The following is a 24,598-nucleotide window of genomic DNA, read 5'->3' as shown; positions in this document are numbered from 1 at the left end:
GAATAAATGAACAAATTTTTACGATTGCTATTTGTCTTAGTCATCATCGCTATGTTAGGCGCTTCTATACTACAAATTTTCTTTCCATCGTACATGGGAAGCCACTCCGGGTACGGAATATCTGCTGGTTGGCAACGAGAAATTGGAATATGGAATTTAGCTGTATTGATTATTATTCTCGCTATCAATATTAAATACGATTGGTTCTATCTACGAATCGCACTTCTTGCTCTCATTATTGGCGGAATTGGAATAGGAACAAATCACTTACTCAATTATATGGAGTATCACTCTCCTGTAAATGCTATCGGTGCTTTTGAAAATTACTTGCTAGCAATAGGATGGATTGTGGGATGGCTCATCGAACGCCATTCCATAAAGAAGCTAAATGCTAGTAAATAACGCCTAGTATATATCAGATTATTTTTAAAGGTTATTAAATAGTTTAATAATCATTCGAATTCAGAATTCTACCTTTTCAATCATATAGTTAGGGGACACATGAAAAAGTTTTACGCTCTTTTAATGACCTGTTTATTACTTGTTTTTCTATCCGTGCCTCAAATCGTTGATGCGGGTGTCGGACATTCCAGAAGTGGAGGGAGCAGCCGCAGTAGCTCCAGAAGTAGTAGCCGCTCAAGTGGAGGTGGAAGTCGTTCTGGTGGCTCATCCTACCACTACTACCGCTCTGGATATGGATCATCCTCTGACAGTTCTGCTAGCTCTCCCTATCTAGGATTTATGTTCATATTAGTCGGAGGAATCATACTAGTTGTTATCGTCAAATCCTTGCAGAATAAGTCTGGAGATTCGAGTTCAACCTACACTAGTAATGATTCTCAAACGCTCCATCGTCGAGTTGAACATAACACACTGGCCATTAGTCGTGTGAAATATGGGGATCCAAACTTTGACGCGGAAGCCTTCACATCTTGGGTTAAGGAAGTCTACCTTAAATTGCAGGTTGCCTGGACTGAGAAAAATTGGAACTCTGTCCGCGCTTTGGAAAGTACCAGTCTCTACTCTCAACACAGTACCCAACTTGAGGACCATATTCGAGCTAAAACAACCAATGTTTTAGAGAAAGTTTGTATCGAAAATGTTCGCATCAAGAAGTTCATTGAAAATCCTGACGGAAACGACACCTTAGTGGTGATCCTGTCATCTACCTTGCGTGACTATGTCATTGACGATGAGACTCGCCGTGTTCTTGAAGGAGACCCTAAAAAAGATCTCTTCACCGTGTATCAATTGAACTTTATCCGTCAACACGGTAGCCAAACGCAAGCAGTCAATCCAGACGAAGTTGTGAGCGACCACTGTCCAAACTGTGGCGCCCCATTGAAAATCTCTGCAGTTAGCGAGTGCGACTACTGTGGTGCCAATCTCTCTCGCAGTCCAAACCAATGGGTACTCGATACCTATGATGTTGTGGATGAAGACGAGCTTTATAATTAGGAGGAATTATGGGATTTATACGTGCAGCCTTATCAGCAGGCTTAAATAGTTTTAATGATAGTAAATTCAAGGAAGCCATTGTCCTTCCAGATAATGTCTCTGGCGACGCCTTGGCCGTCAAAGGTCAATTACTCACAAAAGACCCAGATGGACGTTCTCGTCACAGCAATCAAAATACTGGACTTTTGTCAGATGGCAGTGTGGTTATCGTTCCTCAAGGTTATACCGCTGTTTTGGTAAACAACGGTACCTTCCTTGGTGAAGTCCTCGAAGCTGGTAGCCACGAATGGCAAGCTGGTGATAACGCCTGGCTCCTTGAAAAAGGTGGTTTAAAAGGCACTTGGGAAAACTTTAAAAACCGTTTCTCTTTCGGTGGACAAGTCATCACCCAACAGGAAATTATCTTTATCCGCATGCAACCCATCGCAGGTAATAAGTTCGGCACACAAAACGCGGTCGAATACTTCAGCGAACGTTACCAACAACTGCTTAACATCCGTTTCTATGGCTTGTTTGATGTAAAAATAGCAGACCCAGTCCTCTTCTACGTAAGTTCTGTTAGCCGTCAAATTACTGACGGACAGCCATTTACTCTCCAAGATGTAGCTCAAGGAACGCTCCGTCAAAATATCGCACCAAAAATCGCGATTGCCATTGCCAAATATACCAACGAAAACAAGGTTGATATCTATAGCCTCAATGCCAACCAAGACACCTTTAACGAACTCGCTAAACAAGAGGTCAACAAGGTTTGGACAGGTCTCTACGGGATTGAAGCAACCAACATCTTGCTTGAGGACCTCAGCTACGACCAAGAAAGTCTTGATATCGTTCGCAAGCTTGATAGCGAGCTCGTGGCAATGAAGTACAACACGATTGAAATCGAAGAACGCCGTGCTCGCAACGAAGCGCTTATTGCTGCAGCTGCAAACGAAGGGAATGGCAATGGGATGAACATGTTTATGGGCATGAATCTTGGCCAAACTCTGGGTGGTCAACTAAGCCAACAAGTCCAAAATCAAGCACCGGCTCAAAATGCTGGGCAAGCTACTAGCAAGAATTTTTATATCGAAGTCGATGGAAAATACGTCCTCGTCACCAAAGACGAAGATGGCAATATCGTACCAGTCAACTAATTAAGATCCTTTTGACATTTGAGTAATGTTGTCTTTTATGGTACAATAAAGAGTAAATTATTTTATTAAAGAGGTAAAAACATGATTGAAGCAAGTAAATTAAAGGCTGGTATGACCTTTGAAACAGCTGACGGAAAATTGATCCGCGTTTTGGAAGCTAGCCACCACAAACCAGGTAAAGGAAACACCATCATGCGTATGAAATTGCGTGATGTCCGTACTGGTTCTACATTTGACACAAGCTACCGTCCAGAGGAAAAATTTGAACAAGCCATCATCGAGACTGTCCCAGCTCAATACTTGTACAAAATGGATGACACAGCCTACTTCATGAATACAGAAACTTACGACCAATACGAAATCCCTGTAGTCAACGTTGAAAACGAATTGCTTTACATCCTTGAAAACTCTGATGTGAAGATCCAATTCTACGGAACTGAAGTGATTGGTGTTACCGTTCCTACTACTGTCGAATTGACAGTTGCAGAAACTCAACCATCTATCAAAGGTGCTACGGTTACAGGTTCTGGTAAACCAGCAACGATGGAAACTGGACTTGTCGTAAACGTTCCAGACTTCATCGAAGCAGGACAAAAACTCGTTATCAACACTGCAGAAGGAACTTACGTTTCTCGTGCCTAATTTCTAGAAAGAGGTCATTCTATGGGAATTGAAGAACAACTTGGCGAAATCGTTATCGCCCCACGTGTACTTGAAAAAATCATTGCTATTGCTACTGCAAAAGTAGAGGGTGTTCACTCTTTTTCAAACAAATCAGTGTCTGATACCCTTTCAAAACTTTCTCTCGGCCGTGGCGTTTATCTTAAAAATGTGGACGAAGAACTCACAGCTGATATCTACCTCTACCTTGAGTACGGAGTAAAAGTTCCTAAGGTAGCTGTTGCTATCCAGAAAGCTGTCAAAGATGCCGTCCGCAATATTGCTGATGTAGAACTCGCTGCTATCAATATTCACGTTGCAGGTATCGTTCCAGATAAAACACCAAAACCAGAATTGAAAGATCTATTTGACGAGGACTTCCTCAATGACTAGTCCACTATTAGAATCTAGACGCCAACTCCGTAAATGCGCTTTTCAAGCTCTCATGAGCCTTGAATTCGGTACGGATGTCGAAACTGCTTGTCGTTTCGCCTATACTCATGATCGTGAAGATACGGATGTGCAACTTCCAGCCTTTTTGACAGAGCTAGTTTCTGGTGTTCAGGCTAAAAAGGAAGAACTAGACAAGCAAATCACACAGCATTTAAAAGCAGGTTGGACCATCGAGCGTTTAACACTCGTGGAGAGAAACCTCCTTCGCTTGGGAGTCTTTGAAATCACTTCATTCGACACTCCACAGTTGGTTGCTGTTAATGAAGCTATCGAGCTTGCAAAGGACTTCTCAGATCAAAAATCTGCCCGTTTTATCAACGGACTACTCAGCCAGTTTGTAACAGAAGAACAGTAAATAGAAAAAGTGTTTGACAATTATCAAACACTTTTTTCTTTGCCTACCACTATCTAAAAAAGTGGTAATAGATATAATTATAAACAAAAATCCAGATGGGTTTTGCATAAATAAGGAAGTTGAAAAAACTATGGCACAGGATGGTAATTTTTAAGTTCTTTGTCCAACGGTAGACAAGGGCATAGAAGAGACCGCCTAAACTATAAATAATCAAACTGATAGGATCTCGGTGAGTTAGGATCAAATGACTAAGTCCAAAGATAAGAGCAGATAGGATAACATCCAGATAGTACTTGGACTGGGGGAAAAAGGTATTCATAAAATACCCTCTATGAATCAGTTCCTCTAATATAGGTGCGACGACTACTGTTAAACTAAAACTGAGAACAGTTGATAGAAAAGTTGGTTGCCCATTGGAGTATAGAATCGAAAGAAGGTCTTGAAAGATATACTTGTTATCAATTAGGTGATGAAACTGTAACTGAAAAGCATCCACCAATTGACGATCAAAATAAGTAGCCACTAGACCAACTACAAGGTAAAAGAATCTTGACTTCTTTGAACCCTTTTTTTCAAAAATATAGAGCATCTTTTTCTTTTTGAGCCAGTAGATAAATATTAGCAAAAGAGCTATTACTTCAACTGTTAAAAAGATAGAATAGCCATCTATCCCCCATCCTAAAAACTTAGTTAGATGCATAATCCCTAACTCAGGTAGATAAACCGATAGAAATACCAGTGATGTATAGACCCCAAAATACCCTAGTTTTTTCATACTTACCCCTTTAATTTATCAATAGCCAATACCATAAGCACGTCTAGTCTCATGAGTCAGTGTTGTACTCCATTCTGTCGCCAAACTATATGCATATGGCGAATCCCAATGTCTATCATCAACCAACCAAATCATGCCACCACCTGAAACTTGCTCTAAGTCCTCAGATGAAAGAACTGTAAATGTACCTGTACCAATCATATCAAGTAGCTCCTTAAAATAAATTTTTGTAAGCTTACATCTACAGTACACATCTTTTTGTCTATTTTATAGCCTATCTCCTCAACTGTCAATTTTTCACCCTAAATGGTAGCTTTACTCATTGAGAAATAAGAAATCGATAAAAGAGATTTCTCTATCTTCCCATTAAATTAGAAAAAGTGTTTGACAAGTATCAAACACTTTTTTCTTTACCTACCACTATCTAAAAGTTAAATAATAAATATAAAATAAAATCGACGGAGCATAGGGAATAACATTATAGAAACTATGACAAACAATGGTAAATCGGAGACTACCCGTAACTCGATAAGCGACTGCAAATAGAAGACCAAGAATACTATACATTATGAGACTGATGGGGTCACGATGGGATAGAACTAAGTGACTGAGCCCGAAGATGAAAGAAGACAAGATAACATCCAAATAAAACTCCGACTTCGGAAAGAAGGTATTCATAAAATACCCCCTATAGATTGTCTCCTCAACAACAGGTACAATCGAAATGTTAAAGATTAAAAATATAAGACTTGATAGAATCGTTTCTCTTCCGTTTAAGTAAAGTTCTGAAAGAAGGTCTTGGAAAACAAAGCTATGGTCAATCAATCGAATATACTGCATTCTAAATCCATTTAAAAAAGAATAGATAAGAAAGCAAGCCACTAAGAAAGCGAGATAAGACCAGCGCCAACCCTTTTTCTCGAAGATAAAGAGCATCTTCTTCTTTTTCAACCACAAAACGAATAAAAAGAAAATAAGCAACACTTCTCCAACTAGAAAGATTATATAGCTGTCCATTCCTAAACCAAAGGTCCTAGCTAGAGTTATGGCTCCTAATGGCGTTAAATAAATGTACAGGAACATTAAAATCATACAGATTCCTAAATATATTGTCTTTTTCATTCTTTCTCTCCTAATGGTAAACTCTCTATTAGGGCAATATAGAGGATAGACCATTGATTATTTTCTTATTTATCTAGAGTATTCATATTTATCCATGCTCTATTATCAAAATAGCTAGAACAAAATGTTCTAGCTTTTAAATTTTCTTAGTATTTTCTAAAGCGTTGGTAACGTTCTTCGATAAGTTGGTCGAGTGGTAGTTCTTGCAACCTATCAAGTTCTGCACGCAATTCATTTTTTACGCAACCTAGCAGTTCTTTACTTGACAGCCCTGCTTCTGAGATTACCTTATCTACGATTTCCATTTCTAGGAGTTCATGTGAAGTGATTTTCATCAACTCCGCCGCTTCCATAGCACGACTTCCATCCTTCCAAAGGATAGAGGCAAATCCTTCAGGGCTAAGTACTGCGTAGATTGAGTTTTCTAACATCCAGACACGGTTAGCTACGGCTAGAGCTAGGGCCCCACCAGATCCTCCTTCACCGATAATAATCGCGATGATTGGAACCTTGAGGTCACTCATTTCCATCAGGTTTCGAGCAATTGCTTCACCTTGTCCACGTTCCTCGGCTCCAACACCTGGGTAAGCACCCGCCGTATTGATAAAGGTCACAACTGGACGACCAAACTTTTCTGCCTGTTTCATCAGACGCAAGGCCTTACGATAGCCTTCTGGATGGGGTTGCCCAAAGTTCCGTTTGAGGTTGTCATGAAGACTTTTTCCCTTTTGGATACCAACGACAGTTACTGCCTGTTCACCTAACCAACCAATTCCACCGATAACCGCACCATCATCGCGGAAAGAGCGGTCTCCATGCAATTCGATAAACTCATCAAAGATTCCATTGGCAAAATCAAGTGCAGTCAAGCGACTCTGCTCGCGTGCCTCTCTGACTATTTTTGCAATATTCATCCGCGACTTCCTCCATGCAATCTCACTAATTTAGCAATTGTTTCAGGCAATTCTCTCCGTTTGACAATTGCATCAACAAATCCATGTTCAAGCAGAAATTCTGCCTTTTGGAAGTCATCCGGAAAGGTCTCCCGAACTGTATTTTCGATAACACGACGCCCAGCAAAACCAACCAAACTTTGGGGTTCCGCTAGGATAATATCCCCTTCCATAGCAAAAGAAGCTGTCACCCCACCTGTTGTCGGATCGGTTAAAATAGTTAGGTAAAAAAGTCCTGCCTTGGAATGGCGTTGAACTGCTGCAGAAATTTTAGCCATCTGCATCAGGCTCATGATTCCTTCTTGCATACGGGCTCCACCAGAAGCTGTGAAGAGAACGACTGGCAAGTTTTCTACCGTTGCATACTCAAACAAGCGCGTGATTTTTTCACCCACAACGGTTCCCATAGAAGCCATGATAAAGTTTGAATCCATGATCCCAAGGGCAACTTTTTGTCCCTTGATGCTAGCTGTACCAGTTAGTACGGCTTCATCCAAACCTGTCTTTTCACGCATAGTAGCCAATTTTTTCTGGTAGCCAGGAAAGTTTAATGGATCTTGAGTTTCAATACCTGTAAACATCTCCACAAAACTGTCAGAATCAATCGTCAAATCCAAGCGTTCCTGAGCTGAAATACGGAAAGTATAGCTACAATGGGGACAAATTCGTTCGCTCCCAAGATCCTTTTGGTAAATGGTGTGTTTACAACCAGGACACTGGGAGAAGAGTTCATCCGGAACCTCAGGCTTGGCTTGTGGTTTCTGCCTTACGGAACGGTTAGGATTGATCCGAATATACTTATCCTTTTTACTAAATAGAGCCATAACTCCCCCTTTTAGTTCTCATACTGTTTGAAAGTCTATTCTTTTTCTTGGTATTTTGGCAAGAAAGTTTCCATCAAGAAGGAAGTATCGTAGTCACCAGCGATAACTCGGCGGTCTGAAATCAGATCCAACTGGAAGTCTGCATTGGTTTGCACTCCTTCAATCTCAAGCTCATAAAGTGCCCGTTGCATCTTCATAAGAGCATCAAAACGATTCTCCCCATGAACAATGATTTTAGCAATCATACTATCATAGTAAGGGGGAATGGTATAACCTGGATAAACTGCTGAGTCTACGCGCAAGCCAACTCCACCACTTGGTAGATAGAGATTGGTAATTTTCCCTGGGCTTGGGGCAAAGTTAAATGCTGGATTTTCTGCATTAATCCGGCACTCGATAGCATGACCTCGTAGGACAATATCTTCTTGTTTGAAAGGTAAAGGTTGACCGGCAGCAATGCGAATCTGTTCCTTCACGATATCAACACCTGAAACAAACTCTGTGACTGGGTGTTCAACTTGCACACGAGTATTCATTTCCATGAAGTAGAAATTGCCACTCGCTTCATCGAGAAGAAATTCAATCGTCCCTGCATTTTCATAGCCTACAGACTCTGCTGCACGAACGGCTGCAGCACCAATTTCATGACGAAGGGTTTTGCCAATCGCAATGGATGGACTTTCTTCTAAGACCTTTTGGTTATTCCGTTGAAGTGAACAATCCCGTTCACCAAGATGGACCACATGACCCTCTTGGTCCGCAAGAATCTGAACTTCGATATGACGAGCTGGATAAATCACACGCTCAAGATACATAGCGCCATTTCCAAAATTGGCCTTGGCTTCACTGGATGCTGTCTCAAAGGCTGCGACCAAGTCTTCTGCCTTTTCAACCTTACGAATCCCTTTTCCACCACCACCTGCCGATGCCTTAAGCATGACTGGATAGCCAATTTTTTCTGCAACTGCAAGCGCCTCTTCAGCCGTGTGAACTTCACCATCAGATCCTGGGATAACTGGAACCCCAGCCTTGATCATTTGCTCACGCGCATTGATCTTATCTCCCATGGTATCCATTACAGTCCCAGAAGGACCGATGAACTTAATCCCCACTTCATCACACATCGTGGCAAACTTGGAGTTTTCGCTAAGAAAACCAAAGCCTGGGTGGATGGCTTCTGCTTCTGTCAAGACTGCAGCAGACAAAATAGCGTTGATATTGAGATAAGATTCTGTCGCCTTACCAGGTCCGATACAGATAGCTTCATCCGCTAGGAGTGTGTGAAGAGCTTCCTTATCAGCTGTTGAATAGACTGCAACGGTCGCAATGCCCAATTCACGCGCAGCTCGAATAATGCGAACCGCAATCTCACCACGGTTGGCAATTAAAATTTTACGAAACATGGAGAACCTCCTTAGTTCCCTATTGCAAAGGTAAGAGTACCACTAGCTGCAAGCTTGCCATCCACTTCAGCCTTTGCTTCAACCACAGCGATTGTGCCACGGCGTTTTACAAACGTTGCCGTCATAACTAATTGATCACCTGGTACAACTTGCTTCTTGAACTTAACCTTGTCCATTCCAGCGTAGAAGACCAGTTTCCCTTTATTTTCAGGTTTGGACAATTCCAAGACACCAGCAGTCTGAGCCAAAGCTTCCATGATAAGAACACCTGGCATAACTGGGTATTGTGGAAAATGACCATTGAAGAAAGGTTCGTTGATGGTCACATTTTTAATGGCAACAATGGTATCCTCGCTCACTTCCAAGACACGATCCACTAGGAGCATGGGGTAGCGATGGGGTAGAGCTTCTTTGATTCCTTGAATATCGATCATTTGATACGTACCAATCCTTTACCGAACTCAACCATTTCTTCATTTGAAACGAGAATTTCTGTCACCACACCATCCTTAGGTGCAGGGATTTCATTCATGACTTTCATGGCTTCAATGATCACCAAAGTCTGACCTTTTTTAACACTGTCTCCAACTGTGACAAAGGCAGGTTTATCTGGTCCAGCGGCCAAGTAAGCCACCCCTACAAGTGGGCTCTCAACGACATCACCCTCCGGAGCAACCGTCGTTTCAGCTGGTGCTGGAGCTTCTTCCACTGCACTCTCTACTGGAGTTGAAGGGGCCGAAACTACTGGACTAGGAGCCACTGCAGCTGGCGCTGGAGCAACTTGAGCTGGTGCTTCAGAAACCATTCTTGCTTCATTCTTACTGAACTGCAATTCGTCCGTTCCATTTTTATAAGAAAATTCTCTCAAACTTGATTGGTCAAATTGAGCCATCAAGTCCTTGATCTCATTTAAATTCATAATTATTTATTCTCCCAACGTTTGAAAGCAAGAACCGCATTGTGTCCACCAAAACCAAAAGTGTTTGAAATAGCATAAGGGATTTCTTGCTCCAAGCCTTGTCCATAAACGACATTCGCTTCGATATAGTCTGATAACTCACTTGTTCCAGCTGTCATTGGTACATAGTTATGACGCATGGCTTCAATGGTAGCGATGGCTTCTACTGCCCCTGCAGCGCCAAGTAAGTGTCCTGTAAAGGACTTAGTTGAAGATACAGGTACTTCTTTACCAAGGACAGCTACAATCGCACCACTTTCTCCTTTTTCATTAGCAGGAGTTGAAGTTCCGTGGGCGTTGACGTAAGCCACTTGCTCTGGAGAAATTTCTGCTTCTTCCAAAGCTAGTTTAATCGCCTTAATCGCTCCTTGACCTTCTGGATGAGGTGAAGTCATATGATAAGCATCACAGGTATTTCCATAACCAACTACTTCAGCCAAAATAGTTGCACCACGTTTTTCAGCATGTTCAAGGCTTTCAAGAACCAACATCCCTGAACCTTCTCCCATCACAAAACCATTACGGTCTTTGTCAAATGGGATAGAAGCACGAGTTGGATCCTCTGTAGTTGATAGGGCGGTCAAAGCTTGGAAACCAGCGATAGCAAAAGGAGTGATAGATGATTCTGATCCACCAACTAACATGACATCTTGGAAACCAAACTTGATAGAACGGAAGGCATCTCCAATGGCATCATTTGATGAGGCACAGGCTGTATTGATTGATTTACAGATACCATTTGCTCCGAAACGCATGGCAACATTTCCTGAAGCCATATTTGGCAAGGCTTTTGGAAGTGTCATTGGTTTAACACGTTTTGGACCTTTTTCATGAAGACGGATAACCTGATCTTCGATTTCTTTAATTCCCCCAATACCAGAAGCCACGATGACACCAAAGCGATCCTTATCAATTGCTTCTACATCAAGATTTGCATTCGTCACTGCTTCTTGAGCCGCATACAAGGCATACAAAGAATAGTTGTCAAAACGGTTGGTATCTTTTTTAACAAAGTATTTATCAAATGGGAAATCTTGGACTTCTGCTGCATTGTGCACAGCAAATTCGCTGTGGTCAAATTTAGTGATTTCTCCAATTCCAATTTTTCCAGTTTGCAAACTGTTCCAAAATTCTTCTGGAGTATTTCCGATAGGAGAGGTCAATCCGTAACCTGTTACTACAACTCGATTTAGTTTCATCTGTCTTACCTATATCTTTCCTTATTTTTTACATGCTAAGTCCGCCATCAACAGCGAGAACTTGTCCAGTCAAATAATCCTGTCCAGCCAGGAACACTGTAGCATCTGCGATATGTTCTGCTTGACCAAAATGTTTCATTGGGATTTGGGCCAATGTCGCTTCCTTGACCTTATCAGATAAAACAGCAGTCATATCTGACTCAATCATCCCTGGTGCAAGAGCATTTACGCGTACGTTGCGATTGGCAACTTCACGTGCAACTGACTTGGTAAAACCAATCAAGCCTGCTTTAGAAGCTGCATAGTTGGCTTGTCCGATATTTCCCATCAAACCGACCACACTAGACATGTTGATAATCGCACCTTCACGTGCCTTGATCATCTGTTTCAAGACTGCTTGCGTCATGTTGAAGGCACCTGTCAAGTTAATTTTAATCACTTTTTCAAAGTCTTCTTCGGTCATCTTGAGCATAAGCGTATCTTGAGTAATCCCAGCATTGTTGACCAAGACATCGACAGAACCGAGTTCTGCAATCGCTTGATCTATCATACGCTTGGCGTCTGCAAAGTCTGAAACATCACCTGAGATCGGTACTACTTTGACGCCGTAATTTGAAAACTCAGCCAGCAATTCTTCTGAGATTGCTCCGCGACTATTCAAAACTACATTAGCGCCTAGTTGGGCAAATTTGTGAGCAATGGCAAGTCCGATACCACGACTTGAACCTGTTACAAAGACATTTTTGTTTGTAAGTTGCATTCTATCTCTCCTGTTTCCTGTTGTATTTTGTGGGAGAAGGGATCATTAGTTTCCTAACAAAGCATCCAAGCTTGCTTGGTCTTCAACGTTAGCTAGCTGAGCTGTTTTATCGATTTTTTTGACAAAGCCTGATAGGACCTTGCCAGGACCAATTTCAATAAAGTTGGTTACCCCAGCATCCTGCATCACAGCAATACTTTCATAAAAACGAACAGGTTCTTTGACCTGACGCGTCAAAAGCTCTTGGATTCGATCTTTTTCCATAACAGCAGCTTTCGTATTGCCGACTAGTGGGCAAGTAAAGTCAGAGAAACTTACTCCCTCAAGAGCTTCAGCTAGTTGCTGACTGGCTGGCTCAAGAAGGGCTGTATGGAAAGGACCCGATACATTTAAAGGAATCAATCGTTTTGCTCCTGCTTCCTGCAAGAGTTCAACTGCGTGGTCAACCGCAGCCACCTCACCACCGATAACGATTTGGCTTGGGGTGTTGTAGTTGGCTGGAGTCACTACTCCAACGTTAGAGGCTGTTTCACAAGCTTCCTCAATCACTTCAACCGGAGTATTAAGAACGGCAACCATCTTCCCAGAGCCTGCAGGTGCAGCCTCTTCCATATAAGCACCACGTTTAGCAACCAAGGCAACTGCATCCTCAAAGTCCAAGGCACCACTTGCTACAAGAGCAGAATATTCCCCGAGGGACAATCCTGCTACCATATCCGGCTGGTATCCCTTTTCTTTCAATAGTCGGTAAATAGCTACCGAAGTCGCTAAAATAGCTGGTTGCGTATAGCGAGTCTGGTTTAACTTGGTTTCTTCCTTATCAATCAAGTCACGAAGGTCATAACCCAAAACCTGACTGGCTTGGTCAATTGTTTCCTTGACGATAGGGTAACGATCATAGAGATCACGCCCCATTCCTAGATACTGAGCACCTTGACCTGCAAATAGAAAGGCTGTTTTAGTCATTTCTTACAACTCCTGCCCAACGAGAGGCTTCTTCTTGAATTTTTTTGGCTGCGCCATAGTATAGATCTTTTAGGATTTCTTCGACAGTTTCCTCTTTAGATACCAAACCAGCGATCTGACCTGCCATGACAGATCCACCTTCTACATCTCCATGAACAACGGCTTTAGCAAGAGCACCAGCTCCCATTTGTTCAAAGATTTCTAAATCTGGATTTTCTTGTTTAAAGGCATCTTTTTCAGCCTGCTCAAAGTCACGTGTCAACTGATTTTTAATGGCACGAACCGCATGTCCAAAGTGTTGAGCGGAAATAGTCGTATCAATATCACGCGCTTTTAAGATCTTTTCCTTGTATTTTGGATGGGCGTTAGATTCCTTAGCTACTACGAAACGCGTACCAACTTGAACGGCCTCAGCTCCAAGCATAAAGCCTGCAGCGACACCTTCACCGTCCGCAATTCCTCCAGCTGCGATAACTGGAATTGAAACAGCCGCAGCAACTTGGCGAACCAAGGTCATCGTTGTTAATTTACCAATATGTCCACCGGCTTCCATTCCCTCTGCAATAACTGCATCTGCACCAATTTTTTCCATGCGTTTTGCCAAAGCAACACTTGGAACAACAGGAATAACTGTAATTCCTGCATCATGGAAACGAGTCATGTATTTACTTGGATTTCCTGCACCAGTTGTCACTACCTTGACACCTTCTTCAATCACGAGGTCAACGATGTCTTCTACAAAAGGTGACAAGAGCATGATGTTGACACCAAAAGGTTTGTCCGTAAGTGATTTGATTTTATCGATATTAGCCTTTACGACCTCTTTCGGTGCATTCCCACCACCGATGATCCCTAGACCACCAGCTTTTGATACTGCACCAGCCAAGTCACCATCCGCAACCCAGGCCATTCCTCCTTGAAAAATAGGATAATCAATGTTCAATAATTCTGTAATACGTGTTTTCATAGTGCCTCCATCATTCCTTGCTTACGTAATAGTTCGATGAGTTTATCATTTGAGTTTCAAACTATTACCTAAACAAGAGGGAGTGGGTTTCCCCTACTCCTTCTAGTAATATGTTAATTATTTTGTTTGCTCTTCAACGTAGGCAACCAAGTCACCAACTGTTTTCAAGTTATCTTCTGCTTCGATTTGGATATCGAAAGCATCTTCGATTTCAGAGATTACTTGGAACAAGTCCAATGAATCTGCATCCAAATCATCAAAAGTAGATTCAAGTGTTACTTCTGATGCGTCTTTCCCAAGTTCTTCAACGATAATTTCTTGTACTTTTTCAAATACTGCCATGATAGGACTCCTTTAAAATATAAAAAATTTATAACTATGTGTTTACCACATGATTACCTAGATTGTAAGAATGAGTGTGCCCCATGTCAAACCTCCACCGAAGCCTGATAGGAGAATCGTCTGGCTACCATCTAAACGAATCATGCCATTCTCCACACACTCTGAGAGCAAAATCGGGATACTTGCTGCACTGGTATTTCCATACTCCATCATATTGGCAGGAAGTTTGTCTCGGTCTACGCCGATCTTCTTAGCCATCTTATCCAAAATGCGGATATTTGCCTGATGAAGCAAGAGATAATCCAATTCTGAAGCTGCGATTGGACCATTTTCAATGGTTTCTTTGATCGATTTAGCAACATCACGATTTGCAAAATCAAAAACTGCTCGTCCATCCATTTTCAAAAAAGCAGGAACTGCTTCTTGATCCGAGAAAGGAGAAGCCAAAGCCGTTTGACCATAGGTCAAACACTCGCTCCGAGAGCCATCTGTATAGAGACTTTCCACAAGGAAGTGCCGTGTTTCGCTCGCTTCCAAGAGAACCCCACCAGCTCCATCCCCAAAGAGAACAGCTGTTGAACGATCTGACCAATCAACTGCCTTGGATAAGGTCTCAGCCCCGATAACAATCCCTTTTTTGAACTGTCCAGAACTTAAAAACTTTTCTGCAGTTGAGAGAGCGAATACAAAGCCACTGCAAGCTGCTGTCAAATCAAAGGCGAAAGCTCTATGCGCTCCGATATTTGCCTGAACTCGAGCTGCTGTGGAAGGCATCATCGAGTCTGGGGTAATCGTTGCTACAATGATAAAATCAATCTGATCTGCTGTTAAGCTCCCTTTAGCTAACAAGCTCTTAGCTACTTCTGTCGCTAAATCACTTGTAGACTCTGTTTTTGAGATATGTCTCTGTTTAATTCCTGTCCGACTTGAAATCCACTCATCGCTTGTGTCCATGATTTGGGCTAAGTCATGATTAGTGACCACTTGCTCTGGAACATAATGAGCAACCTGGCTTATTTTTGCAAAAGCCATTATTTCAAATCCTCCAAAAATTGATAAAGGTTCGTTAAACCTCTGCCCATGACCTCTTTTTCCTCAGGGCTCATGCCATCGATGATTTTTTCGACCATAGCCTTGTGGAACCGTTTATGAAGGCGGTGAACCAAACGACCTTGCTTTGTCAAATGCAGATAGACCACTCGACGGTCTTGGTCAGAACGAATACGCTCAATATAACCTTTTCTCTCCAGGTTATTCAAACTCGTCGTCACTGTCCCAAGAGTTACCATCAGTTCTTTTGAAACCTTACTTGGCGTTGCCTCCGGGAACTTCCCAATCACATCGATCGTGTGCATTTCTTTGATGGAGATGTCTTTGAATCGACTACCTCGTAAGCTAACCTCCTCGATCACAAGGACGTTATTAAAAATAGATGTTAGATAATCATTTACTTGTTGGTAGTCCAAACTTTTTCCCTCCCCCTCAAAAAGCTTTTACAATCAAAACATTTGATAAAAGAAGTATAACAAACTTCAAAAAATTATGCAAGTATTTTTTATTTTCCTGAAAATTTTGGTCTTCTTCTTTCAGAATGTGCTCGAACCCCTTCTTTAAAATCTTCAGTTAAAGATAACGATTCTTGTAGTTTCAATTCTAATTCAGCATAATTCTGCCAATCCTTGAATTGACTTTCCCAAACTAACTTTTTAATGGCTGCGTATGAGTTTGCTGAACCTCTTCTTAATTTTTTCAGAACTTGTTCTCTTGTTTTTTCTAATTTGTCAACTTCACAAACACGGTATACCACGCCCCATTCTAGCGCTTTTTCAGCAGTTAAGGCTTCTCCTGTCATGGCAAGTTGTGCAGCCCGTGTTACCCCGATGCTACGACTCAAGAGATGAATCCCACCAGCGTCTGGCGCCAATCCCACTCCGACAAAGGCTTGGATAAATTTTGCCTTGTCAGTCGCTAAACAGAAATCAACTGCTACTGCCATATTTGCTGCAGCACCAGCAACCGCTCCATCTACCTCCATCAAAACAGGTTTAGGAATTTGCTTGATTTTAAAAGAAATTGTATTGACTAATTCTGCAATCTTATTCAAAGAAGGGATATCATCTTCGTCTACTGCTCGTTTCATCTCAACCAAGTCTCCCCCAACTGAAAAGACCTTCCCATTAGCATTAATCAAGATGAACTGCACAGCTTGATCCTGCTCTGCTAGAGTCAAAGCTTCTAAAATCTCCTCACACATTGGGATATGGAAACCATTTGCCACTTCGGGACGATTCAAAGTGATGATAGCAAGATCATCTACGATCTGATATAAGATATGATTCATAGCTTCTCCTTTTCTTTTGTAAGGCAATAAAATTGTTTTATCATCAAATTATACCTTTTTTTGGATAAAGAGGCAAGAAAAAACTAAAGGAAAGTGTCTCAGCTGATTATTTACCCATCATTTATGAGTGTGAGTAAAATTTGACACCCTTACTTTTAAACGGTTATCACTTTTCAGAATAAGTTAGTGTTTTCTTCTATTATAATAGGAAGTTATTTTCTTCATTGAAAAATGCCCCTCTTTCTGCTATAATCGTATAAAATACTTACTTGAGGAGTCCTTATGAAGGTTGTAAAATTTGGAGGAAGCTCGCTTGCCTCTGCTGGTCAGTTAGAAAAAGTTTTAAACATCGTTAAAAGTGATAAAGAGCGCCGTTTTGTAGTCGTTTCTGCACCCGGCAAACGCAATGCTGAAGATACCAAGGTAACCGATGCCTTGATCAAATACTATCGCGACTATGTGGCTGGAAATGACATCAGTGCTAGCCAAAGCTGGATCATTGACCGTTATGCCGCTATGGTTAGTGAACTAGGGTTAAAACCTGCTGTTTTAGAAAAAATCTCTAAAAGTATTCGGGCCTTGGCAACTCTTCCTATAGAGGACAATGAATTTCTCTATGATACCTTCCTAGCGGCTGGAGAAAATAACAATGCCAAATTGATTGCAGCCTACTTTAACCAAAACGGTATCGATGCACGCTATGTTCACCCAAGAGAAGCTGGGATCGTTGTCACAAGTGAACCTGGAAACGCACGTATCATTCCATCTAGTTATGATAAGATTGAAGGCTTGGCTGATAGCAACGAAGTCCTTGTCATCCCTGGTTTCTTTGGTGTGACTAAGGAAAATCAAATCTGTACTTTTTCACGTGGAGGTTCAGATATCACAGGTTCTATCATTGCAGCAGGTGTTAAGGCTGATCTCTATGAGAACTTTACAGACGTAGATGGTATCTTTGCTGCCCATCCTGGTATTATCCACCAACCACATTCCATTCCTGAATTAACCTACCGTGAAATGCGTGAGTTGGCTTACGCTGGATTTTCAGTCCTTCATGACGAAGCTCTTCTACCCGCTTACCGCGGAAAAATTCCTCTTGTCATCAAGAATACCAACAACCCTGATCACCCAGGAACACGCATTGTTTTAGAACACAGTAGTGATAAATTCCCAGTAGTAGGGATTGCAGGTGACTCAGGATTCGTCAGCATCAACATGTCAAAATACCTCATGAACCGTGAAGTAGGGTTTGGTCGCAAGGTTCTTCAAATCCTTGAGGACCTCAATATCGGTTGGGAACACATGCCTACAGGTATCGACGATCTTTCAATCATCCTCCGCTCCCGTGAATTGACTCCTATCAAAGAAGAAGAAATTCTACGTCAACTCGTTCAAAAGGCTGAAGTGGACCATGCGGAGATTGAGCATGACCTTTCTATCATCATGATTGTAGGGGAAAAAATGAAGAGCCATATCGGGGTGACTGCTACTGCAACACGTGCTTTGTCTGAGAATAAAATCAACATCCAGATGATGTCCCAAGGTTCAAGTGAAGTTTCCATCATGTTTGTTGTCAATAAAGACCAAGAAAAGGCAGCTATCAAGGCTCTCTACCATGCCTTTTTCGATGAAAGTAAGGAAGACTAATCATGGCCCAATCTCTCAATAAAGTCATTGACCTCCAAACTACTGGAACATCTTACCTCTCTATCTCGGGAAAGGTTGGAAAATTTCTAGTCGGAGACCAAGCCTTGGAGTTTTATCCTGATGTCAATGTCGAACAATATATCCAAATCCCCTGGTCTAGTGTCAATCAAATCGGAGCCAACGTAAGTGGTCGCAAGATCAGCCGCCACTTTGAAGTCTTTACTGACCAAGGAAAATTCCTCTTTGCTTCAAAAGACTCTGGGGCTATCCTCAAAATTGCTCGGGAAAAACTAGGAAACGACAAGGTCGTGAAACTTCCGACTCTACTCCAGACCATTGGACAAAAACTTAAAAATCTATTTGCAAAAAAGTAAAAACTTTAGTATAATCATAGCAACGGATAAGTAGGTTATCCTCTTCTTTCAGAAAGTCTGCGGATGCTGCGAGCAGATAGGAGGGATAGGTGAAATTCTACCGTTGTTTACAATTACATACACAATCAAGTGCACACCTGTGAAGTTGGATGGAACCGTGGCCCTGCCACTCCAACGCTTTGTCAGGTGTGCTTTTTTCATATAAAGGAGGACTTATGTTAGATATCAAACGAATTCGTACAGATTTTGATGCTGTCGCAGAAAAATTGGCTACACGTGGTGTAGATGCTGCTGTCTTAAATGAGATGAAAGAAATCGATGCTAAACGTCGCGACATCTTGGTCAAGGTTGAAACTCTCAAAGCAGAACGTAACACAGTTTCTGCTGAGATTGCCCAAGCCAAGCGCAACAAGGAAAATGCCGATGACAAGATTGCTGCGATGCAAACCCTATCTGCTGAAGTCAAAGCCTTGGATGCTGAGTTGGCAGACATCGATGCTAAATTGACAGAATTTACCACTACTCTTCCAAACATCCCTGCCGACAGCGTTCCTGTTGGGGCTGACGAAGATGACAATGTGGAAGTTCGCCGTTGGGGGACTCCGCGCGAGTTTGACTTTGAACCAAAAGCTCACTGGGATCTTGGTGAAGACTTGGGTATCCTTGACTGGGAACGCGGTGGTAAGGTAACGGGCGCTCGTTTCCTCTTCTATAAAGGACTTGGGGCTCGTTTGGAACGCGCTATCTACAACTTCATGTTGGATGAGCATGGTAAAGAAGGCTATACGGAAGTTATCACACCTTACATGGTTAACCATGACTCTATGTTTGGTACTGGGCAATATCCAAAATTCAAGGAAGACACTTTTGAATTGAAAGACACTAATTATGTCCTCATTCCTACAGCTGAAGTGCCTCTTACAAACTACTACCGTGATGAAATCCTTGACGGTAAAGACCTACCAATCTACTTCACTGCTATGAGTCCATCATTCCGTTCTGAAGCGGGTTCTGCTGGTCGTGATACACGTGGCTTGATCCGTCTGCACCAATTCCACAAGGTTGAAATGGTCAAATTTGCAAAACCAGAAGAATCTTATGAAGAATTAGAAAAAATGACAGCCAACGCTGAAAACATTCTTCAAAAACTCAATCTTCCGTACCGTGTCGTTGCCCTCTCTACTGGGGATATGGGCTTCTCAGCTTCCAAGACTTACGACTTGGAAGTTTGGATTCCAGCGCAAAATACCTACCGTGAAATCTCAAGCTGTTCAAATACAGAAGATTTCCAAGCCCGTCGTGCTCAAATTCGCTACCGTGATGAAGCAGATGGTAAAGTTAAACTTCTTCACACCTTGAATGGTTCTGGACTTGCAGTTGGGCGTACAGTGGCTGCTATTCTTGAAAACTACCAAAATGCAGATGGTTCTGTAACCATTCCAGAAGCTCTTCGTCCATACATGGGTGGAGCTGAAGTTATCAAACCATAAAAAACAAGGCCTAGCTAGAATATAGCTAGACCTTTTTTCGTAACCAAATCAGATAAGAAGCTAAGACAAAGAGTAAAATAGATAGACAAATGAAGATTTCAGCCAGTACCAGATAATCTAAAAAAGGGAGTTTCAAAAGCCCCTGAGCCATCTTGAGCGAAGTAGCTGTGATAATGGTTGGGAAGGTGAGGGCTGAGAAGGCTGGTTGAAAGCCTTGTTTTAAAATATTGGGCAGGCGAGTTAAAACAAAGAAAAAGAAGGACTGAGATGCCAAAATCATGACAATCAAGAGCCAAGTCGGTAGGCCTGCTCCTCCAACTCGAACTAGAGAAGCTAAGAGTAGGGAAAAGGGAGCACAGTAGATTCCTTCCTGTCCAAGCAAGGCTAGTGGGAGTGGAGATTTCTTTAAATCGCTATAAATAAGCGGATAGAGATAGAAGGTCAAGACAAAACCAAAACTCAAGGTTGCATAGGCAATCTCGATAATGCCTACCAGAGGATAGGTCAAGGCTGCTACTGCTATTCCCACATAGAGTACCGTCCAACTTGGAGTCGCATTGACCCTCCGACCAGGACAGGCAAATTTGATGGTAAAAGTAGCAATCAAAGCTAAATCCAAGAGAAATGAAAACCACCAGATTCCTTGTGCTACCAAAGGAAGAACAGGGAATACGCGAAAGACATAGGTCGATAAAATCATCCCGGCCATGGGAAAGGTAGCCATGCCAGATAAGAGAGGGGCTTTGGTCAATTCTCGCTTGGTTTCAGACCAATTAAAAAGATGAAGAATCAGAAAGAAAAGCCACAAAACTAATCCAGTCAGACTCAATAAATGCGACAGAACTGGCCAAGTATCTGCAATCAGATTTCCTGCACCTGCTAGACCTAATAAACAGCCAGAAAATACCAAGGGGAGCTTTTTCATCCGAGCCTCCAATAATCATGTTATTATTAGTATAGCATAAAAGCGCTTAAATGAGGACTTAAAAAACGAAGTTAGAAATTCAAACTTCGTTTTTATTCTACTATTTTTTAACTCGTTGCTAAGATATGGCGCAACTGAACAGCGCTTGGAGAGACAATCGGAAGAAAGGCTCCTTCATTCCAACGACGAATAAAACCAGATGTTGATTTGCTAAAGTAGCCTCTACCTCCACCAGCTTGCAACTCTAACAGAAGACTTTGAGCAACCACATCCACAATGTCTATTCTTAACTGAAAGAGTTCACGCGGATTGGTAACGAAATAGGACCGGTCAGACAATCCCTGATAAAGAGCTTGCCGAATAGCATCTAACTGCTCTACCTGGTATTGCCATTCATCTGTTAATACTCTTCGTTTCCCCAATTCTTTTTCTACTTCTGATAGGGAGCGTTCAGCTAATCCAAAGGCTAAACCAAATTGGTAACCTAAAAATGCGGGACGATTTTGAGTTAAAAATTCTTTAGCATTCTTAGATAGAATCCACTCTTCTTTTAAAGGAACCCGATTAAAGGTCAAAGCAGCCGTATTTCCTCCCTGAAGAGAAACGAATTCTAAGTCTTCCGAACGACTAAAATTCTCTGCATCTGATGGCACAGCCACCACATAACTTTTACTTGGATCATCAGCAAAACCTGCTACAAAAATGGTTAAGAATCGATTTCTACGGGCATTGGTTACCCATGGCAGTCGCCCTTTTAGATAAAATTGTCCATTTTCTTCGACGATATAAACATTCAGCTCTTCTAAATCAGATAAATACTTGACAGCATTAGACAGAGCAGTTGCGCCTGCATATTCACCAGACAAGAGTTTTTCCAGATAGTTTTCTTTCAAATAGGAATTATCTGATTGGAGAATATTGTCAATTAGGGTACGTTGTCCCCAGGAAATAAAGGAGGCCGTCAAGGAATGTTGAGCGAGCTCTGCTAGGATATCAATGACATCTTGATCACTTCCGGCTGTACCGCCGAGAGATTCTAGAACACCTACACGAAAAGCTCCTTCTGCTGCAATCCTTTCAATCAGTTGCTCTCCAGCCTCACAAGACTGTTTATCAATTTCATCAGCATGCTGGTCTAGCCAGCTCAAAAACTCTTCGGGAAAAAATCCCATACTCTTCCCTCCTCTTAAGCATAGGGTTGTAATTCTGGGTTAATAGGCGTATTGGCTAGGTTGTTGGCATAGTTGCAGAGGCTGGCAAGACTAACACCCAGAACCACGTCCAAGGCATTTTGTTGCGTGTAGCCAGCTTCCAAAAATTCAGCCAAGGCTTCATCTCCTACACGCCCTTTGGTATTGATGACCGCCAAGGTAAACTTAGCTAGAGTATCTAGTTTTGGATCTGTTTCAATCGGAGTGCGGTTGCGAAGGGCTTGGAGAAGATCATCATTCATCTGGATTTGTTTGATTGAAAAGGCAGTATGTCCAGCCACGCAGAAAGCGCAGCCATTGGTTACGGCTGCCGTGATTTGCACTACTTCACGCTCTACTGGTGTTAAGCTATTGCGACGGTTGATGGCTCCGACAGTTCGGTAGGCTTCAAGCGCGGTAGGAGCGTTGGCCAAGAGACCGATTAGGTTGGGAATATAGCCATTGTTATCTTTTTGTACTGTTTCAAGAACTTCTTTCACTTCTGCTGGTGCTGATTCTACTGTGTGGATGGTAAATGTTGTCATAAGAAACCTCTTTTCATTTTATTGTCATTTAGTCTATCATAGAATTTCCCCCTTGGATAATATATATTTTCAATCGCCTTGATAGGAAATGTCTATGAAATGAAAAAATCACACTAAAAGTGTGATTGGGTTAGTGTTTAAAATACTTTTTAGTCTCAGCAATGACGACTGGCGACAAGACTAAGAGGGCAATCAAGTTTGGTAAAGCCATCAAGGCATTGACGATATCTGCGATAATCCAGACCATATCCAACTCGATAAATCCTCCCATCAAGACCATGACTACAAAGACTACACGGTAAAGCCAGATAAAACGAACACCAAAGAGAAACTCAAAACAGCGTTCTCCGTAGTAGTTCCATCCGAGAATCGTCGTAAAGGCAAAGAGTACAAGGAAGATGGTCAAGAGGGCAGGTCCAAAGTGTGAAAAAACTGTTGAAAAGGCTGACTGGGTCAAGGCAACTCCATTCAAATCACCGCTCCAAACTCCAGTTACCAAGATGGTCAAACCTGTCAGAGTACAGATAATCAACGTATCAATAAAGGTTCCTGTCATGGAAATCAAGCCTTGCTCTACTGGTTCGTTTGTCTTAGCCGCAGCTGCTGCAATGGGAGCTGAACCAAGACCAGATTCGTTCGAAAAGACTCCTCGCGCCACACCATTCTGGATAGCCATCCGAATGCTGGCACCTGCAAAACCACCTACCGCAGCAACTGGACTAAAGGCTGAAGTAAAGATGAGAACAAGTGTAGCTGGGACTTTCTCGATATTAAAGAGAATAACTGTAAGAGTTCCTAAAATATAGACAATAGCCATAAAAGGAACCACTGCTGTCGAAACTTTTGATATGGATTTGAGGCCACCAAAGACAGCAATCCCTACAAAAATGGATAAAATCAGAGCCGTGATAGCTGGATTAACTTGGGCTGTATTTTGAATGGATTCTGTAATCGAATTGACTTGGGTAAAGGTACCAATCCCTAGGAGGGCTACCAATACACCCGCTAGGGCAAAGAAGATAGCAAGTGGACGCCACTTTTCTCCCATCCCCAAAAGGATGTAATGCATGGGTCCTCCAGCTACAGCTCCATTTGCATCCTTAGTACGGTATTTGATGGCCAGCAAGCCTTCGGCATACTTGGTCGCCATCCCAAAGAAGGCTGCCATCCACATCCAAAAGAGGGCCCCTGGTCCACCAACCTTAATGGCTGTCGCGACCCCGATGATATTTCCCGTACCAACTGTGGCTGCTAGAGCCGTACAGAGAGCAGCAAAGCTCGACACATCGCCATGCCCCTTATCCTTGGTAAAGATCAACTGAAAGGCTTTAGGGAGACGAGCCACCTGCAAAAGGCCTAGTCGGATGGTCAAATAGATACCCGTTCCGACCAATAAGATCAAGAGGGGAGGCCCCCAAACGAAAGCATCAAGCTCTTTAAGCAATTCTAACATATCCTACTCCTATCTTTCAACCCCAAAAGAAAGAGCACATGCAAGATACATGTACTCTGGAATGCTTAGATAAATGCCAAAAAGTGGTCTATCCTAGCTCTGTCCTTTTACCTGAGAGTTTGAGCAGTTGCCTGCCTTGCCCCTTCGGTGCCTTCACGGTCTCTCCAGAGTTCCGTCCATTTACAGTCATGGAAAACAAACCTTTCTCCACTTCTATTAAACTTCATTCGGTGTTGGTATTCTATTTTTTATTATTTTACAAGAAAAGTTAGCCTTTGTCAATATATTCTATGAAAATTTTT

At 42.2% G+C, this 24,598-nt stretch carries 29 protein-coding genes and 1 riboswitch; of the genes, 9 read left to right on the top strand and 20 right to left on the bottom strand.

The window, feature by feature from the left end:
* Positions 1-6 precede the first annotated feature (6 nt).
* The 6 genes from HMPREF2655_RS04870 (at position 7) to nusB (ending at position 4,062) form a co-directional block, all read left to right on the top strand.
* Complete coding sequence (locus HMPREF2655_RS04870) at positions 7-402, top strand: hypothetical protein (protein ID WP_001031998.1); 396 nt, start codon at positions 7-9, stop codon at positions 400-402.
* Positions 403-501: 99 nt separating this feature from the next.
* The gene (locus tag HMPREF2655_RS04865; RefSeq protein ID WP_000715068.1) at positions 502-1,458 is read left to right on the top strand and encodes a zinc-ribbon domain-containing transport protein; all 957 of its coding nucleotides are present in this window, start codon (positions 502-504) and stop codon (positions 1,456-1,458) included.
* An 8-nt stretch (positions 1,459-1,466) separates the two neighbouring features.
* Positions 1,467-2,594, top strand: a complete 1,128-nt coding sequence (locus tag HMPREF2655_RS04860) for an SPFH domain-containing protein (RefSeq protein ID WP_070837915.1) — start codon at positions 1,467-1,469, stop codon at positions 2,592-2,594.
* Positions 2,595-2,675: 81 nt separating this feature from the next.
* A complete protein-coding gene (efp, locus tag HMPREF2655_RS04855) occupies positions 2,676-3,236 on the top strand; it encodes an elongation factor P (RefSeq protein WP_000568640.1) in 561 nt (186 codons plus the stop codon).
* Positions 3,237-3,257: 21 nt separating this feature from the next.
* The gene (locus HMPREF2655_RS04850; protein ID WP_070837913.1) at positions 3,258-3,647 is read left to right on the top strand and encodes an Asp23/Gls24 family envelope stress response protein; all 390 of its coding nucleotides are present in this window, start codon (positions 3,258-3,260) and stop codon (positions 3,645-3,647) included.
* Positions 3,640-4,062 (top strand): transcription antitermination factor NusB, encoded by a 423-nt coding sequence (gene nusB, locus HMPREF2655_RS04845; protein WP_000203659.1) that lies wholly within the window; start codon positions 3,640-3,642, stop codon positions 4,060-4,062. The genes HMPREF2655_RS04850 and nusB overlap by 8 nt, the downstream gene beginning before the upstream one ends.
* Positions 4,063-4,111: 49 nt before the next feature.
* Here the strand turns inward: nusB and HMPREF2655_RS04840 are convergent, their stop codons facing one another.
* From HMPREF2655_RS04840 to HMPREF2655_RS04765, 16 genes are all read right to left on the bottom strand, one after another.
* Entirely contained in the window at positions 4,112-4,837 is a 726-nt protein-coding gene (locus tag HMPREF2655_RS04840; protein ID WP_070837911.1) for a CPBP family intramembrane glutamic endopeptidase, read from the bottom strand.
* A gap of 18 nt (positions 4,838-4,855) precedes the next feature.
* Positions 4,856-5,038, bottom strand: coding sequence for a hypothetical protein (locus tag HMPREF2655_RS04835; protein ID WP_070837909.1), 183 nt, complete (start codon positions 5,036-5,038; stop codon positions 4,856-4,858).
* 219 nt (positions 5,039-5,257) lie between these two features.
* Positions 5,258-5,959, bottom strand: coding sequence for a CPBP family intramembrane glutamic endopeptidase (locus HMPREF2655_RS04830; RefSeq protein ID WP_070837907.1), 702 nt, complete (start codon positions 5,957-5,959; stop codon positions 5,258-5,260).
* A gap of 146 nt (positions 5,960-6,105) precedes the next feature.
* Positions 6,106-6,873, bottom strand: coding sequence for an acetyl-CoA carboxylase carboxyl transferase subunit alpha (locus HMPREF2655_RS04825; protein WP_070837905.1), 768 nt, complete (start codon positions 6,871-6,873; stop codon positions 6,106-6,108).
* Positions 6,870-7,736, bottom strand: a complete 867-nt coding sequence (accD, locus tag HMPREF2655_RS04820) for an acetyl-CoA carboxylase, carboxyltransferase subunit beta (RefSeq protein WP_070837903.1) — start codon at positions 7,734-7,736, stop codon at positions 6,870-6,872. Before accD ends, HMPREF2655_RS04825 begins: the two co-directional genes overlap by 4 nt.
* Positions 7,737-7,771: 35 nt before the next feature.
* Positions 7,772-9,139 carry an acetyl-CoA carboxylase biotin carboxylase subunit gene (accC, locus tag HMPREF2655_RS04815; protein ID WP_070837899.1) on the bottom strand — a complete coding sequence of 456 codons (1,368 nt, stop codon included), beginning with the start codon at positions 9,137-9,139 and terminating at the stop codon, positions 7,772-7,774.
* 11 nt (positions 9,140-9,150) lie between these two features.
* The gene (gene fabZ / locus HMPREF2655_RS04810; RefSeq protein ID WP_000565515.1) at positions 9,151-9,573 is read right to left on the bottom strand and encodes a 3-hydroxyacyl-ACP dehydratase FabZ; all 423 of its coding nucleotides are present in this window, start codon (positions 9,571-9,573) and stop codon (positions 9,151-9,153) included.
* On the bottom strand, positions 9,570-10,058 hold the full coding sequence (accB, locus tag HMPREF2655_RS04805; protein WP_001052309.1) for an acetyl-CoA carboxylase biotin carboxyl carrier protein: 489 nt from the start codon (positions 10,056-10,058) through the stop codon (positions 9,570-9,572). Before accB ends, fabZ begins: the two co-directional genes overlap by 4 nt.
* Positions 10,059-10,060: 2 nt before the next feature.
* Positions 10,061-11,296, bottom strand: coding sequence for a beta-ketoacyl-ACP synthase II (gene fabF / locus HMPREF2655_RS04800; protein ID WP_000774050.1), 1,236 nt, complete (start codon positions 11,294-11,296; stop codon positions 10,061-10,063).
* 28 nt (positions 11,297-11,324) lie between these two features.
* Positions 11,325-12,056 (bottom strand): 3-oxoacyl-[acyl-carrier-protein] reductase, encoded by a 732-nt coding sequence (fabG, locus tag HMPREF2655_RS04795; protein WP_001177611.1) that lies wholly within the window; start codon positions 12,054-12,056, stop codon positions 11,325-11,327.
* A gap of 45 nt (positions 12,057-12,101) precedes the next feature.
* Positions 12,102-13,022, bottom strand: a complete 921-nt coding sequence (fabD, locus tag HMPREF2655_RS04790) for an ACP S-malonyltransferase (RefSeq protein WP_000167651.1) — start codon at positions 13,020-13,022, stop codon at positions 12,102-12,104.
* Positions 13,015-13,989 carry an enoyl-[acyl-carrier-protein] reductase FabK gene (fabK, locus tag HMPREF2655_RS04785; protein WP_000857452.1) on the bottom strand — a complete coding sequence of 325 codons (975 nt, stop codon included), beginning with the start codon at positions 13,987-13,989 and terminating at the stop codon, positions 13,015-13,017. Before fabK ends, fabD begins: the two co-directional genes overlap by 8 nt.
* A gap of 117 nt (positions 13,990-14,106) precedes the next feature.
* Positions 14,107-14,331, bottom strand: coding sequence for an acyl carrier protein (locus HMPREF2655_RS04780; RefSeq protein WP_000257840.1), 225 nt, complete (start codon positions 14,329-14,331; stop codon positions 14,107-14,109).
* Between the two features lie 57 nt (positions 14,332-14,388).
* Positions 14,389-15,363 (bottom strand): beta-ketoacyl-ACP synthase III, encoded by a 975-nt coding sequence (locus HMPREF2655_RS04775; RefSeq protein ID WP_000852968.1) that lies wholly within the window; start codon positions 15,361-15,363, stop codon positions 14,389-14,391.
* On the bottom strand, positions 15,363-15,797 hold the full coding sequence (locus HMPREF2655_RS04770) for a fatty acid biosynthesis transcriptional regulator FabT (RefSeq protein WP_000386338.1): 435 nt from the start codon (positions 15,795-15,797) through the stop codon (positions 15,363-15,365). Before HMPREF2655_RS04770 ends, HMPREF2655_RS04775 begins: the two co-directional genes overlap by 1 nt.
* A gap of 89 nt (positions 15,798-15,886) precedes the next feature.
* Positions 15,887-16,672, bottom strand: a complete 786-nt coding sequence (locus tag HMPREF2655_RS04765) for an enoyl-CoA hydratase (protein WP_001015587.1) — start codon at positions 16,670-16,672, stop codon at positions 15,887-15,889.
* Between the two features lie 282 nt (positions 16,673-16,954).
* Between HMPREF2655_RS04765 and HMPREF2655_RS04760 the strand changes: the two genes are divergently transcribed.
* The 3 genes from HMPREF2655_RS04760 to serS all read left to right on the top strand — a co-directional run bounded on the left by HMPREF2655_RS04760 (position 16,955) and on the right by serS (position 20,183).
* Positions 16,955-18,319 (top strand): aspartate kinase, encoded by a 1,365-nt coding sequence (locus HMPREF2655_RS04760; protein ID WP_000869631.1) that lies wholly within the window; start codon positions 16,955-16,957, stop codon positions 18,317-18,319.
* Positions 18,320-18,321: 2 nt separating this feature from the next.
* Positions 18,322-18,693 (top strand): DUF956 family protein, encoded by a 372-nt coding sequence (locus HMPREF2655_RS04755; RefSeq protein ID WP_000079374.1) that lies wholly within the window; start codon positions 18,322-18,324, stop codon positions 18,691-18,693.
* Positions 18,694-18,908: 215 nt separating this feature from the next.
* Positions 18,909-20,183: a serine--tRNA ligase gene (gene serS / locus HMPREF2655_RS04750; RefSeq protein ID WP_049550245.1), complete on the top strand. Its 1,275-nt coding sequence runs from the start codon at positions 18,909-18,911 to the stop codon at positions 20,181-20,183.
* A 25-nt stretch (positions 20,184-20,208) separates the two neighbouring features.
* Here serS and HMPREF2655_RS04745 read toward each other — a convergent pair whose 3' ends face one another.
* From HMPREF2655_RS04745 to HMPREF2655_RS04730, 4 genes are all read right to left on the bottom strand, one after another.
* On the bottom strand, positions 20,209-21,108 hold the full coding sequence (locus HMPREF2655_RS04745; protein ID WP_049500880.1) for a TDT family transporter: 900 nt from the start codon (positions 21,106-21,108) through the stop codon (positions 20,209-20,211).
* Between the two features lie 107 nt (positions 21,109-21,215).
* A complete protein-coding gene (locus HMPREF2655_RS04740) occupies positions 21,216-22,280 on the bottom strand; it encodes an acyl-CoA dehydrogenase family protein (protein WP_000505560.1) in 1,065 nt (354 codons plus the stop codon).
* Between the two features lie 14 nt (positions 22,281-22,294).
* Positions 22,295-22,843, bottom strand: coding sequence for a carboxymuconolactone decarboxylase family protein (locus HMPREF2655_RS04735; protein ID WP_000206774.1), 549 nt, complete (start codon positions 22,841-22,843; stop codon positions 22,295-22,297).
* A gap of 130 nt (positions 22,844-22,973) precedes the next feature.
* Positions 22,974-24,296, bottom strand: coding sequence for an alanine/glycine:cation symporter family protein (locus HMPREF2655_RS04730; protein WP_000891455.1), 1,323 nt, complete (start codon positions 24,294-24,296; stop codon positions 22,974-22,976).
* 89 nt (positions 24,297-24,385) lie between these two features.
* A riboswitch (glycine riboswitch) is annotated at positions 24,386-24,474 on the bottom strand.
* Positions 24,475-24,598 lie beyond the last annotated feature (124 nt).

It is taken from the genome of Streptococcus sp. HMSC066F01 (assembly GCF_001837335.1).
In the GTDB taxonomy this organism is placed as follows: domain Bacteria; phylum Bacillota; class Bacilli; order Lactobacillales; family Streptococcaceae; genus Streptococcus; species Streptococcus oralis_S.
The sequence above is the reverse complement of the archived record's forward strand: the minus strand, read 5'-3'. Positions and strand labels throughout refer to the sequence as shown.